This is a genomic window from Desulfosporosinus sp., from assembly GCF_014237355.1.
In the GTDB taxonomy this organism is placed as follows: domain Bacteria; phylum Bacillota; class Desulfitobacteriia; order Desulfitobacteriales; family Desulfitobacteriaceae; genus Desulfosporosinus.
The window spans coordinates 1-13,887 of the sequence record NZ_JABZFS010000078.1; the positions used below are offsets into that span (position 1 = coordinate 1).

A 13,887-nucleotide genomic window follows, 5' to 3' on the forward strand; every position below is an offset into this window, starting at 1 on the left:
ATGTCATCCTGAGCGATAGCGAAGGATCTAGATCCTTCGCTATCGCTCAGGATGACATTAACCTAAACTTATTTTTAAACTAGTAGTGTACATATTTATATTGAACGGCCCCTCTTGACTATGCTGCAAGGGATGTTTATCAATCCTATGGCCATTCGATCCAGCTATTGCAATCTCCTTGAAAGGTTGTCTAAGCGCTAGTTAAGTTTAAATGATCAGGAAGTTGTATAGTATTACCGACATTCCATACATACACAGGATAATATCCAGTGAGTAAATCGCTATGCTTGGTTGCAGTCGTATCTTAAGGATGTTAGAATTAATGAATATATAAGATTGAGAAAGGTGGACATAATGGGTTTTTTAGATTTTTTCGATGATAATGCACGCGAAATTCGAAAATACAGAAAACGCGTTGCAGTAATTAATAGCTTTGAACCGACAATCCAAGCCTTGAGCGATGACGAATTGCGTGGTAAGACTGATGAATTCCGAGGGCGCTTAGAGCGAGGAGAGAGTTTGGATAGCCTGTTACCAGAGGCCTTTGCCGTTGTCCGAGAGGCTGGTCGAAGGGTGATTGAACAACGACATTATGATGTACAGTTAATTGGGGGAATGGTACTCCATGACGGCCGGATTGCTGAGATGCGGACAGGGGAAGGAAAAACCCTTGTGGCTACTCTGCCGGCCTATTTGAATGCTTTAACTGGAAAAGGAGTTCATGTAATTACTGTCAATGATTACTTAGCTCGGCGTGACAGTGAATGGATGGGACGGATTCACCAGTTCCTTGGTTTATCAGTTGGCTTGATTGTTCATGGCTTAAACTATGAGGAGCGCCGAAGCAGTTATGCAGCAGATATTACCTATGGTACGAATAATGAATTCGGATTTGACTATCTCAGGGATAATATGGTTACTAGGCCTGAAGCTTTAGTTCAACGTTCACTAAACTATGCTATTGTGGACGAAGTAGACTCGATTCTCGTCGACGAAGCACGAACACCACTGATTATCTCTGGTGAAGCGGACAAGCCAACAGAGTTATATTTTAGGGTAGCTATGATTATTCCACGCCTGAAACCTGAAGAAGATTTTAAAGTTATTGAAAAAGAGCGCGTCGTCACCCTTACGGAAAAAGGTGTTAGCCGAGTAGAGAGCATGTTAGGAGTCGACAACCTTTATGAAGATATTCATACTGAGTTAGCACATCATGTGAATCAAGCCCTGAAAGCCCAAACTCTCTTCAAACGAGATCGGGACTACGTAGTTAAAGACGGAGAAGTAATCATTGTTGACGAGTTCACCGGACGTCTGATGTTTGGACGCCGCTACAGTGAAGGATTACACCAAGCCATTGAAGCCAAAGAGGGCGTAAAGATTGAAAAAGAATCCCAAACACTAGCCACCATCACCTTCCAAAACTACTTTAGAATGTATGAAAAACTCTCGGGTATGACCGGAACAGCTATGACGGAGGAACCGGAATTTCGTAAAATTTACAAATTGGATGTTGTAGAAATTCCAACGAACAAACCTTTGTTGCGTAAGGACGAACCAGATGTTATTTATCGGACCGAGGAAGGCAAGTTCTTAGCGGTTGTCGAGAGCGTTATTGAAAGGCATACCAAGGGACAACCACTTCTAGTAGGAACCGTCTCTGTTGAAAAATCTGAGCACTTAAGCAGCATGTTAGAAAGGCGAGGAGTTCCGCACCAAGTCCTAAATGCTAAATTCCATGAAAAAGAGGCTCAAATCGTGGCTCAAGCTGGTCAGCAGAGTATGGTTACGATTGCCACAAACATGGCAGGTCGTGGAACGGATATTATCCTAGGTGAAGGTGTAGCAGCACTAGGTGGTTTGCATATTATCGGTACAGAACGACATGAATCCAGGCGAATTGATAACCAATTGCGTGGTCGGGCAGGGCGTCAAGGTGACCCTGGATCAACTCAGTTCTTTATTTCGTTAGAAGATGACTTGATGCGCCTATTTGGAGCGGATAATATTATGGGCATCATGGACAAATTAGGAATGGATGACTCCATACCTATTACATCTAAAATGATCTCTCGCTCAATTGAAACAGCTCAACGTCGTGTTGAGAACCGCAACTTTGATATTCGTAAACACGTTCTTGATTATGATGATGTCATGAATCAGCAACGTGAGGTGATTTATGGCCAGCGTCGTGCCGTGCTCATGGGAGAAAACCTCCATGACAATATCATGGACATGTTGGAAAAAGCAGTTACTAACAGTATCGCTATGTTTAGTGGAGAAAGCAAATTCCCAGAAGAGTGGGATTTGACTAGCTTAGCGGATTATGTAGAAGGCTTTTTTCTGCCTGGAATCCATTTGTCACCCGAAGAATTAGCAGATCTTTCGGCTGAAGAAATTGAAGAAATGCTGATTGATAAAGCAAAAGAGCTTTACAAGAGCCGCGAGGAGTTATTTGGGGCTGATCTAATGCGAGAAATTGAGCGCGCAGTAATGCTTCAAGTTGTCGATAGCAAATGGATGGATCATCTTGACGCGATGGATATGTTGCGCGAAGGAATTGGCTTACGTGCCTACGGGCAAAAAAATCCCCTCGTAGAATATAAGCGTGAAGGGTATGAAATGTTCCAAGCGATGATTGACTCTATTCAGGACGATATTATCCGATATGTCATGAGGGTTACACCTCAGGTTCGAGAAGAGGTTGCTGAGCAGCCTCGTAACGTAACGGAAAACCGCTATGAAGGAGAACCCAGTAAACCAATTCACACAGGGGACCAAATAGGACGAAATGATCTTTGCCCCTGTGGAAGTGGAATGAAATATAAAAAATGCTGTGGGGCAAAGAACAAACAACGCTCATAAGTCAAATAGACGGAGTTTAGAAGAGTAAGGGCTTTGTAATAAAGAAAGCAGAATGTATTTGGAAAGGGTGAAAAATAAATGCTTTCTGATTGGAAAAAGGAACTAGAAACATTAGCATTGTCTTTGGCAGATTTGAGGGTTTCTCTTTGACGTCGCTAAGCGCATTGATAAGATTAGTGCCTTAGAAACCGAGTTTCATAGACCAGATTTATGGGATGACCCGGTTAATGCTCAAAAAATCATGCAGGAGCTTTCCTTGCATCAAGGTAAAGTGAAAATGTATGAAGAGTTAGAGCAGGAACTTGAGGAGACGGCGACTCTATGGCAATTAGCTATAGAGGAAGACGATGTGAGCCTAGAACCTGAGATAGAACAAGGAGTAAAGGCCCTTTATCAAACGTTTGAAAGCTTGGAACTGGAGTTACTGCTTTCCGGGCAGTACGATCGAAACAATGCCATCATGACCCTTCATGCAGGAGCAGGGGGGACAGAAGCACAAGACTGGGTACAGATGCTCTATCGACTCTACATTCGATGGGGAGAACGTCATGGATATAAAGTAGAAACCTTAGACTTTTTACATGGTGAAGAAGCAGGCATTAAAAGCGCAACCCTGTCCTTTACCGGAGAAAACGCCTACGGATATGCAAAGTCCGAAAAAGGAGTGCATCGATTAGTTCGGATTTCTCCCTTTGATGCATCAGGACGACGACATACATCCTTCGCATCCGTCGATGTTATTCCGGAAGTGGCTGAGGATAACGAGGAGATACCCATTGATAGTGAAGATTTAAGAATAGATACCTATCGCTCCGGTGGAGCTGGAGGACAACACGTTAACAAAACAGATTCTGCAATTCGGATCACACACTTGCCTTCAGGAATCGTAGTGCAGTGCCAGAGTGAACGCTCCCAGACCCAAAACAAAGTCGCGGCCATGCGCGTTTTACAGGCTAAGCTCCTAGAGCTTAAACGTAAAGAGCAAGAAGCTGAGATTTCGGAAATTCGAGGGGAGCAGCAGGAAATTGCCTGGGGGAGCCAGATTCGTTCTTATGTATTCCACCCTTATAGTTTAGTTAAAGACCATCGTACCAATGTGGAAACTGGGAATGTCTCAGCAGTAATGGATGGAGAGATTGATGACTTCATTGCTGCGTTTCTTCAGAAGACTAAAACGGTACAGTGAACTGGCGACTTATTAAACAGCCGAAGTAACGGTAAGAAGTTTTAGATGTACAAAGGAGGATATCGCGTGACTACAATTGAACTAAAGCGAGTGGCAAATGTTATTCGTCAAGACATTATATCTATGCTTGTTTCCGCTAAATCAGGGCATCCCGGTGGAAGCTTATCCGCAGCTGATATCGTAACAACCTTATTCTTCAACGAAATGCGAGTCAATCCCCAGGATCCGAAGTGGGCGGATCGGGACCGCTTTGTTCTTTCTAAAGGGCATGCTGCCCCCGTCCTGTATGCCGCTTTGGCAGAGAAGGGCTATTTCCCAAAAGAAGAGCTAAAAGGGCTTCGCCATACGGGCCATATGCTGCAAGGACATCCAGACATGAAAAAGACACCCGGTGTGGACATGTCTACAGGTTCCTTAGGGCAAGGGCTATCGGCAGCCAATGGAATGGCTTTAGCAAGTAAGTTGGATGGCAAAGATTACCGTGTATTTGCCCTATTGGGCGATGGTGAAATGGCAGAAGGGCAAGTTTGGGAAGCAGCTATGGCTGCAGCTCATTATAAGCTTGATAATCTCACAGCTATAATAGATTATAATGGCTTGCAGATAGATGGAAAGACTGACAGTGTTATGAGCTCCGCTCCCCTTGCTCAGAAATGGCAGGCATTTTGCTGGCATGTGATTGAAGTGGACGGGCACGATATTGATGCTTTGTTGGAAGCCTTTGCTGAAGCAAAAACTGTCAAAGGACGACCGACTATGATCATCGCGAAGACCGTGAAAGGTAAAGGGATTTCCTTCATGGAAGACCAAGCCGGTTGGCATGGGAATGCGCCTTCAGTTGAACAAGGCGAACAAGCCCTGAAAGAATTACGAGAGGAGGCGGAAAACCTTGGCTGATAAACAAGCGACACGTGAGGCATATGGCAAGGCTCTCTTAAGTTTAGGGGCTGAAAATCCTAATGTAGTAGTTTTAGATGCTGATTTATCAAAGTCGACCAAGACCGCTGATTTTGGTAAAAAATACCCCGAACGGTTCTTTAATATGGGGATTGCCGAGGCGAACCTGCTTGGGACGGCTGCAGGACTAGCGGCAGCAGGCAAAATTCCATTCGCAAGTACCTTTGCAATTTTTGCAGTTGGACGGGCCTTTGAGCAAATTCGTAACTCCATTGCTTATCCCAAGCTCAATGTAAAAATTGCAGCTACTCACTCAGGAATTTCTGTTGGAGAGGACGGCGGATCCCATCAGGCCATCGAAGATGTGGCAATTATGCGTGCTGTTCCCAACATGGTTGTTTTAGTTCCCGCCGATGGGGAGGAAACACGCCAAGCAATCTTCGCCGCTGCTAACTATTATGGTCCAGTTTACATTCGAATGGGTCGTCTGGATGTTCCATTGCTCTTCGGAGAGGATTACAGCTTTGAGATTGGAAAGGCAAACATCCTCAAAGAAGGAACAGATGTGGCTATTATGGCTAATGGTCTTATGGTTTCTATGGCTATGGAAGCGGCTGATGATCTAGCAGCCGAAGGAATAAACGTGAGCGTAGTCAATGTGGCTTCTGTAAAGCCATTGGATGAAGAGACAATCGTAAGGATTGCAAAAGCCACGAAAGCGGTCGTTACCGCAGAGGAACACAACGTTATTGGCGGACTAGGAAGCGCAATCGCGGAAGTTCTTGCCGAAAGACAGCCAACGCCTATGGTTCGCGTTGGTCTCAAAGATACCTTTGGAGAATCTGGGAAGCCCACTGAATTGCTTGAAAAATATGGGTTAACCAAACTCGAATTAGTTAAAGCAGTTCATGAGGTCCTTGCTAAAAAACAAGGGTAAATTACATCGAAGATTTTAAAAGAGACTAGCATCCTAAGTGGGTGCTGGTCTTTTTATACTGTCAGAAAGTACAAACTTTAGAGTCCTCTTTCACTCATGTCATCCTGAGCGCAGCGAAGGATCTAGATCCTTCAGTCGTACCTCCTTCAGGATGACATAGCCCTTGAGTTGCTTTCATAGCAAAGACATGTAAAGTAAAAAGACGCGTAGCGTTTTTCTTAATGCCTCCGGAAAGTGTTTTCCATGATTAAGATAATCCACCTCACAGTAGTGAGTATAAAATATGACAGAACCAAGCAAAACATACGATTGTTTAGATATATAGACAGGAAATCCACGGCTAGTGTCGAATAAAACATTAGTTATGCTTCAGAAATAATATAACAACTAGTTATACTTTGTGCTTAACAAAAGGGCGTGGCTACGAAAATCAAGGAGGACAGTATGATTCAATTGACAAACGTGTCCAAGATTTATCCGAATGGTGCCAGAGCCCTTGTCGATGTCAATTTGAAAATTGGCAAAGGGGATTTTGTTTTTCTGGTCGGGCCTAGTGGAGCAGGTAAATCGACGTTAATTAAATTATTATATCGAGAAGAAAAACCGACACGTGGACAGGTACAAATCAATAGTAGAAATCTAGTGCGGATGAGAGAGCGGGAAGTACCCTATTTAAGAAGAAGCATTGGAGTTATATTTCAAGACTTCAAGTTGCTGCCAAATAAAACGGTTTTTGAAAACGTAGCCTTTGCCCTAGAAGTCATTGGAGTGGCTAAGCGTGAGGTCAGAATCCGTACACTGGCGACCATAGATCTTGTTGGACTTAAAGCCAAAGAAAATGCCTATCCCCATGAACTATCTGGCGGTGAACAACAACGGGTCTGCGTAGCCAGAGCGATTATCAATAATCCGGCTTTGTTAGTAGCTGATGAACCCACCGGGAATCTTGACCCGGAAACTGCATGGGATATTATGGACTTACTGTACAATATCAACAAGCGGGGAACAACTATCGTTATGGCTACTCATGCCAAGGCGATTGTTAATAAAATGCAAAAAAGAGTCATTGCTATTGAGAATGGCCGAGTTGCCCGGGACGAAGAAAAAGGAGGTTACGGCTATGATGCTTGATTCCTCCGGTTATATTCTTCGTGAAACAATAAACTCAATGAGACGTAATCCTTGGCTTAGTATTGCCTCTGTCATTACGGTTATGGTCTCTCTAGTCATCTTAGGTTACTCAGTTTTTTTCTTAGCCAACGCCTCTAACATGGCAAAATCCTTTGAATCTGAGCTGGAGATTGCAACATTTGTGCAAATCAGCGCAACCCCAGAAGAAGTACAAGCCTTAAAAATTCAGATCGAGCAAATGCAGGGAGTAGACTCAGTGACCTTGGTAACCAAGGAACAAGCCCTCGAGGATTTTGGTAAAACAATGGGAGGAGAGCAAAAAAATATACTGGCTGATCTGGGGGGGACTAACCCTTTTCCAGATAAATTAACGGTCAAAGCGATAGATCCACAGAACGTCATAGCTTTAGCTAAATCCGTTGGGGCTCTTCCGGGAGTAGATAAAGTTCGTTATGGACAAGGATTTGTGGATCAACTTCTAAAGTTTACCCAATGGTTGAGATGGATTGGCTTTGGCGTTGTTGCTGCCTTCGGAGTTGCAGCGATTGTACTTATTTCCATTAATGTCAAGATGAACGTCTTTTCTCGCAGGCGGGAAATTCAAATTATGAAATTAGTTGGTGCAAGTAATAGTTTTATTCGTTGGCCTTTTCTCATTGAGGGGATGGCTTTAGGTCTTGTCGGAGGAGCATTAGCAGCACTCATTGTTGGATTGGGTTATAATTCCTTAACTATGTACGTTCAATCATCGTTAACGTTCTTACCTGTTGTTCAAAATGAATTCCTCTTTCGTCAGGTCTCAGTAGGTCTATTACTAGCTGGCATGGCGATGGGTGCTTTAGGCAGCGGATTTTCTTTGCAGAAATTTCTTCGGACTTAGGGAACTGTATGTAAGTTGAGAGAGTTCTTGGCCTACCCAGGTTAGGGATGGTTCTCAGCTTGCATCCTACGCTGGTTTAGTTTTTGAGTAACCTACATACACTTTGTGTTTAAAAGGATAAGACATATTTCTTTAAAGGACGGTGGAACCTTTTGTTCGGGAAGAAAGTCATATCAACTCTTGTCGTTAGTCTCCTCTTGCTTAGCACGCCGGCGTTGCCTTCCCGGGCTGATCAACTAGGAGATAGCCTACAGCAGCAGAAAGAGATTCAAAATCAAAAAGATCAGGCTCACGGAAAGCTGAACAAGCTAACTTATACTACTGATACCATGAAGGCTAAACTAAATCAATTAGAAACTCAAATTGCCACAGCCCAAACGATTTTGGATCAAAAGAAGGTCGCCTTTGTACAAGCACAGAACCAAGTGACCTTAGCCCAAAAAGAACTGGAGCAAAAGGAAGAGGAACTTAATGATCGTCGATTAGCCCTAGGAAAAAGAGCAAGAGGAATTTATGAAAGTGGACAGGTTAGTCATTTAGAACTGCTCTTCCAGTCTTCAGACCTCAGCGATTTCATTACTCGAATGGAGTACTTTTCAAAATTAGTAGACAATGATCGCCAGTTACTAGCGGATATTGAATCTCAAAAAGAACAGATAACCAGAAAAAAGGGTGAATTGCAGGTCAAAAGGGACCAAGCTGCAGAGATTAAAGCACAAGCTGCTTCAGTCAGCGCGGATCTAGATAAAAAGAAATCAGAACAGCGTGTAGCCTTAGATCAGAATCTAAAGGCCCAGAAAGCTGCTTTTGATGAGGTTGATCGACTGGAAGTTGAGTCGAAAGCTCTGACGGAGAAAATTCGTAAATTGCAGGCTGCACAGTCAGGAAAAGGAACAAAGGCTGGAAATGGTACGGTTTCCACATGGCCTGTCCCTGGTTATTATTCGATTAGCAGTCCCTTTGGCTGGCGGACTCATCCTATTACGAAAAAACGGAGTATGCACACAGGAACGGATGTTGTTGCTCCAACAGGAACGAAACTTCATGCCGCTGGGGCAGGAGTTGTCATTATGGCAGGTTGGAATACTGCCTATGGTAATATGACGATTATCGACCATGGTAGTGGGATATCGACGCTCTACGGACATCAGTCCCGTTTAGATGTCAGCGAAGGGCAAGCCGTAAACGCCAATCAAGTGATTGGAGCGGTCGGCTCAACCGGGTGGAGTACAGGAGCCCACTTGCATTTTGAAGTTCGGGTGGGTGGAAACCCTACAGACCCTATACAGTATTTCCCAAACTAATGGATTAGCAGTATTTCTAGACGAGGATAAGCATATAATAGAGCAAGTCTAAAGAAAACTAGGTTCGACACTTGGCCGTCATTGTACCTTAATCTCGAACGTCCTGTTTGAGTCGTGCGTGCGGTAGGTCGCCTAGTTGAACTTTTCTTTAGAAAGCTGTATTCTCTGGCTAGTGCAAGAAAGGGAAGGGGTTTATGGATTGCAAGAGTGGAACATGAAACGAATAATTAAACATGTCGGAGTCATCTTTCTGATTTTTTCCGTTCTGGTAACCACTTTGGTAAGTGGGGTTGTAATTGCTAACGTCAATAACGTAGGTCGGTTAGTGCATGTCGTTCAACTTATCCGCAACGACTATTTAGAAAATGTATCGACGGTTCAGCTAGTGGAAGGTGCGACAAAAGGTATTGTAGAAATCTTAGGAGATCCATACTCCACGTATATGAATGCTCAGGAAAACCAAGAACTCTTTGAGATTCTCGAAGGGAAATTTGGCGGGATAGGGATTGTTTTGAGTCTCAAAGATCCTAAAAAGCTCGTTGTGTTGCGCCCTATAAAAAATTCACCAGCCAGTAAGGCCGGAATTCAATCCGGGGATGTCGTCAGTAAGATTAACGATGCAGATACTGCAGGTATGGACCAAGATAAGGCAGTGGGGCTGATGCGCGGAGAGCCTGGAACGAAAGTCAATTTGGATCTGTACAGGGCAAGTACTAATAAGACCTTCACGGTGAGCCTAACAAGAGAGAACATAACTGTTCCTACCGTTGACGGCCAAGCATTGCCAGGTCATCCTGACATAGCCTATATCAGTATTACTCAGTTTGGCTCTGATACAGGCACTGAACTTAAAGACACATTTAACACCATGGATATTAAATCGTTCAAAGGACTTATCCTAGATATGAGGTATAACCATGGCGGAGAGCTTAATGCAGCTGTGCAAGTTGCCAGCTACTTTATTCCCGAGGGTCCAGTTGTCTACATAGTTGATAAGCAAGGGAATGTTGATACAAAGATGGCTACAGGGACCTATCTAGGAATGCCGATGGTTGTACTTGTAAACGAGGAAAGTGCTTCAGCTGCGGAAATAGTTGCTGGAGCAATCAAGGACAAAGGAACGGCAAGTTTAGTGGGAGTAAAAACCTTTGGAAAAGGGATTGTACAGACAATCTTTCCCTTAGACGGAGGAACCAGTGTCAAATTAACCACGGCCAAGTATTTGACCCCTAATAAGTTAGATATTCATAAAAAAGGGATCGAACCAGATATTTTGGTGGAACTTCCTAAGGGGCATCAAGCTACCATCACTCCTCAAGACCAAAACTTTGATCCCCAGCTCAAAAAAGCACTGCAAACCCTGCAAGGAAAACTCAAGTGAACTAGTTCAGCTTGGTTCAGCTAAAGCTGAACATCGAAACTTGGGTGCGTACTTCCGCGCCTCAGGGTGAACCCTATCTTTTGATTCAATTATTTACGAAAAAGGCCGTAAGAAACTAAAATGTTTTCTTACGGGCTTTTTTTAACTGTCAGAAAGTATAACTTGAAACAGGGGGACAGGTACACTGTTTCATACCTGTCCCCCTGTTTCAAAAGACGCGTAGCGTTTTTCTTACTTCCCAGAAATTGCAGGGAGACATTGAACCACGATTTTGTGACCGTCGTAGGCCTTGTTGCATAGACTACGCTGACGAAAAAAACGACGGGGGTAACAAGCATGAGAAATAAGAATGGGGTGCGACATTACTTTGCCGAAGGACTGACCACCAGGGGATACATATCGTTATTGCCAAACATGATGCCAAGTTGGAAACGAGCTTATGTTTTATTAGGGGGTCCAGGAACAGGTAAATCAACGTTAATAAAGGTTATTGGCTTAGAATTGCTGGATCGGGGATACGATATTGACTTTCTACGGTCGGTACGGGATCCAAATTCAATGGCTGGTTTTATCATACCTCAGATGGGATTAGCTATGCTAGATGCTATGGAGGTATCTCCACTTCGTTGGCAAGCTCCGGGTGTTGTTGAGAAATTCACTGACTTTAGCCTGTTCTGCCAGGAATTAAAATTAGAGAAGCATCGTTCCACAATAATCGAGATCGAGAAGAAGCTTCAGGAGCTGCAAATTACCTTGGAGGATGAGCTTGCTTCAGAACTGGGGTCTGTGTTAAGTGCTAGGACCACAAAGATACCCATACAGAAAGAAAACATGTCTTGGATTCTGGGGAATTCAGCTCAGCTAAAAGTAAAAAAAGAGAACTCTGGCCCTTGGCCATTGGCAGAAAATGCACTAAAGTTACTACAAAAAAGTGTCATAAATCCGTTTTTCTTACACGGTTTAACCGCTGAGGGATGGTTGAACCTTGCGCCTCATTTCCTAACAGACTTCGATCAGATTCGTCTAGAAGGGGATGAAACTTTAGACGCCTTGGATTGGGTTTTGCGTGAAGCTCAGCAATTAGGGCAATTAATTGAGATCGTTTTGCATCCGCTCAATCCAGATGAAGTGATCGGAATTGCTTTTCCTGAGCGGCGTTTGGCGATTTGGCAAGGTAACCCGGAAAATTTACATGAACAAGGGTTAGATCGTCCATTAAGTGAAACCGTAAAAGAGACCTTAGCGTCTTGGCAAACCTATAGGTCTCAACTGAAGGGAATTTATATGCAATCTGTGAATTTTGACCAGGTCGATAGCCATAGAGAAACATTAATCAATCAGATTTTATGTGATTTACATACTAAAGGCTGATACGAGCTTAAGCATTAACTGAATATGCTGGGATCTACTAGAATTTCCCCAAGTTCTGACATTAAATGTTCGAGATCGGCTTGTTTGAGGGATAGTCGGTGGAGAGCTTCAGCCTGGATTGGATTTAACAAACTGTCCACACCACCGCCAATCCCGAGAAGACTAGCAAGCCCATTAGCGACATGAACAACACTAGCGAGTTCTAAAAAACTTGGCGCTTGTGATGGATTATGGTGGTAGGAAATCGCGGAAACCAGATCTTCAGGTAAAAACCAAGTTCTGGCTAAGAAGCCACCGACAGTTGCATGGCTATACCCTATGATTTTTTCCTCAAGTTCAGCATAGGGAAGCTTAGCTTGTTCTACTTTTTTAACAAGAAAACTACCTACCTCTTCAACATAAATAGAGATGACCAGTTTACCAATATCATGGAGTAAGCCTGCAGTAAAGGCAACATCTCCATAAGGAAGTTTCCGATAATGGCATAAACGTTTGGCTGTCATGGCGGTTAGCATAGAATGTTTCCAGAGGCCCTCTTGCTCAATTTCATAACCTAAAAGATTAGTCTTAAGTAGAGGGGCCACGGCAGATGCCATGGCTAATCCTTGTATAACATGAAAACCAAGCATGACAATCGCTTCCTGCAGGGAAGAGATTCGCCTGGCATACCCATAAAATGCAGAGTTCGCTTGACGCAGGATGCCGGCAGTGAGTGCGGGATCTTGGGCAATGACGATTTCCAGCTCTTTTACTGTTGTAGCAGAATTTTTGGTTAAGGCAATCACACGCAAGGCAGATGTTGGCAAGGGAGGAAGAGCTTGTACGCGTTTTAAAATATGCTCTAATTTAATACTCAAATAGAATCCCTCCTAAACACATTGAAAACCCGTCAGAATTTTTTGACTGCATTATTTAAGGCTGTGAGGGAAAACTAAATTAAAGAATTGCGAGAACCCCCGAAAGGAGTGTTAATATGTCAAAAAGATTGCGATTCTTATTTATCGTTCTTCCTATATGTCTTAGTTTAACCATAACTGGATGTGGTCTACAAGACCTTTTAGGAAAAAATAAAAATAAAACTTCTGCCAAGGAACAAGAAGAAGAAACGATTATTGCAGTTTCTCTGAATCAGGATGACCCTAACAAACTACTTATTTCCAAAGGAATTGAAGATCTAGCGAAGAAAGAAGACGTAAAAGTAAAGTATATGGATAGTAAATCCGAAAAGGAATCCCCATTGGAGGACGCTAAGATCTTAATTTACCAAGGGGGAGATCCCAGTATCTTACAAGAATCCCAGTCGGAAAAGATACCGATCTTAGCCCTTACACACCTTCCTTCAGGAGTAAAGCCCGAGGGAATCATTATTCCAGATCAAGAAAAAGCTGGAGAGCTTATGGTTCAAACCTTACTAGACAAAGTTACTGAAGGGCAGATAGTTATTCTCCAGGGAGATCCTAACGAAAGCGGATCACAAGAACTTTTAGCGGGGAATAGGGCCCTACTTAGTAAGTATCCTAAAATTACCGTACATACCATTGCAAGCCCACAAGGTTCTGAATCGGTTGCAAGGACAAGCTTAGTGGACTTTTTACAGAAAAATCCTGACAAGGTTCAAGGGATCCTGGCACATACTGAAACGTTAGCAGTGCAGGCCAGTGAAGTCTTAAAGCAAGCCCAGTTAGACAAAAAAGTTGTTTTAATTGGCGGACAAGCTAGTGTCCCTTCTTTACAAAGGATGGCAACGGGTTCTCAGATAGGGGATATTGATACCTCGCCCTATTTGCAGGGGGCTAATGCTTATCAATGGGCCCAAAAGATTATCAATAAGGAGCCTTTAGAAGTAAATCATTCAATTACAAGCGAGCAAGGGGAAATACCAGCTAAGGTTGTAGAGGTTAAATCCGTTACTCCAGCCAATCTGGCAGTCACTCA

At 43.4% G+C, this 13,887-nt stretch carries 11 protein-coding genes; 10 read left to right on the top strand and 1 reads right to left on the bottom strand.

Features of this window, described 5'->3' with window-relative positions:
- The first annotated feature begins 354 nt into the window (after positions 1–354).
- The 9 genes from secA (at position 355) to HGJ98_RS19055 (ending at position 11,952) form a co-directional block, all read left to right on the top strand.
- Positions 355–2,865 carry a preprotein translocase subunit SecA gene (gene secA / locus HGJ98_RS19015; protein WP_291353284.1) on the top strand — a complete coding sequence of 837 codons (2,511 nt, stop codon included), beginning with the start codon at positions 355–357 and terminating at the stop codon, positions 2,863–2,865.
- Positions 2,866–2,943: 78 nt separating this feature from the next.
- A protein-coding gene (gene prfB / locus HGJ98_RS19020; RefSeq protein WP_291353285.1) for a peptide chain release factor 2 occupies positions 2,944–4,051 on the top strand; the annotation gives its coding sequence in 2 pieces (ribosomal slippage) (positions 2,944–3,012 and positions 3,014–4,051; 1,107 coding nt in all).
- 66 nt (positions 4,052–4,117) lie between these two features.
- Complete coding sequence (locus tag HGJ98_RS19025) at positions 4,118–4,948, top strand: transketolase (RefSeq protein ID WP_291353286.1); 831 nt, start codon at positions 4,118–4,120, stop codon at positions 4,946–4,948.
- Entirely contained in the window at positions 4,941–5,885 is a 945-nt protein-coding gene (locus tag HGJ98_RS19030) for a transketolase family protein (RefSeq protein WP_291353287.1), read from the top strand. The genes HGJ98_RS19025 and HGJ98_RS19030 overlap by 8 nt, the downstream gene beginning before the upstream one ends.
- Positions 5,886–6,329: 444 nt before the next feature.
- Positions 6,330–7,016, top strand: coding sequence for a cell division ATP-binding protein FtsE (ftsE, locus tag HGJ98_RS19035; protein WP_291353288.1), 687 nt, complete (start codon positions 6,330–6,332; stop codon positions 7,014–7,016).
- The gene (ftsX, locus tag HGJ98_RS19040) at positions 7,006–7,896 is read left to right on the top strand and encodes a permease-like cell division protein FtsX (RefSeq protein ID WP_291353289.1); all 891 of its coding nucleotides are present in this window, start codon (positions 7,006–7,008) and stop codon (positions 7,894–7,896) included. Before ftsE ends, ftsX begins: the two co-directional genes overlap by 11 nt.
- Positions 7,897–8,048: 152 nt before the next feature.
- Positions 8,049–9,200, top strand: a complete 1,152-nt coding sequence (locus tag HGJ98_RS19045) for a peptidoglycan DD-metalloendopeptidase family protein (RefSeq protein WP_291353290.1) — start codon at positions 8,049–8,051, stop codon at positions 9,198–9,200.
- Between the two features lie 214 nt (positions 9,201–9,414).
- On the top strand, positions 9,415–10,581 hold the full coding sequence (locus tag HGJ98_RS19050) for a S41 family peptidase (RefSeq protein WP_291353291.1): 1,167 nt from the start codon (positions 9,415–9,417) through the stop codon (positions 10,579–10,581).
- Positions 10,582–10,917: 336 nt separating this feature from the next.
- Positions 10,918–11,952 (top strand): hypothetical protein, encoded by a 1,035-nt coding sequence (locus HGJ98_RS19055; protein ID WP_291353292.1) that lies wholly within the window; start codon positions 10,918–10,920, stop codon positions 11,950–11,952.
- 14 nt (positions 11,953–11,966) lie between these two features.
- On the opposite strand, the gene HGJ98_RS19060 is transcribed toward HGJ98_RS19055, so the two are convergent.
- Positions 11,967–12,809 carry an HDOD domain-containing protein gene (locus HGJ98_RS19060; RefSeq protein ID WP_291353293.1) on the bottom strand — a complete coding sequence of 281 codons (843 nt, stop codon included), beginning with the start codon at positions 12,807–12,809 and terminating at the stop codon, positions 11,967–11,969.
- Positions 12,810–12,925: 116 nt separating this feature from the next.
- Between HGJ98_RS19060 and HGJ98_RS19065 the strand changes: the two genes are divergently transcribed.
- Positions 12,926–13,887, top strand: a 962-nt coding sequence (locus tag HGJ98_RS19065) for a substrate-binding domain-containing protein (protein ID WP_291353294.1), incomplete at its 3' end; no start/stop codon positions are given.

Excerpts from the sequence above, each read along its gene's own strand:
- HGJ98_RS19050 (WP_291353291.1), top strand. The coding sequence starts at position 9,415 with ATGAAACGAATAATTAAACATGTCGGAGTCATCTTTCTGATTTTTTCC.
- HGJ98_RS19055 (WP_291353292.1), top strand. The coding sequence starts at position 10,918 with ATGAGAAATAAGAATGGGGTGCGACATTACTTTGCCGAAGGACTGACC.
- ftsE (WP_291353288.1), top strand. The coding sequence starts at position 6,330 with ATGATTCAATTGACAAACGTGTCCAAGATTTATCCGAATGGTGCCAGA.
- secA (WP_291353284.1), top strand. The coding sequence starts at position 355 with ATGGGTTTTTTAGATTTTTTCGATGATAATGCACGCGAAATTCGAAAA.
- ftsX (WP_291353289.1), top strand. The coding sequence starts at position 7,006 with ATGATGCTTGATTCCTCCGGTTATATTCTTCGTGAAACAATAAACTCA.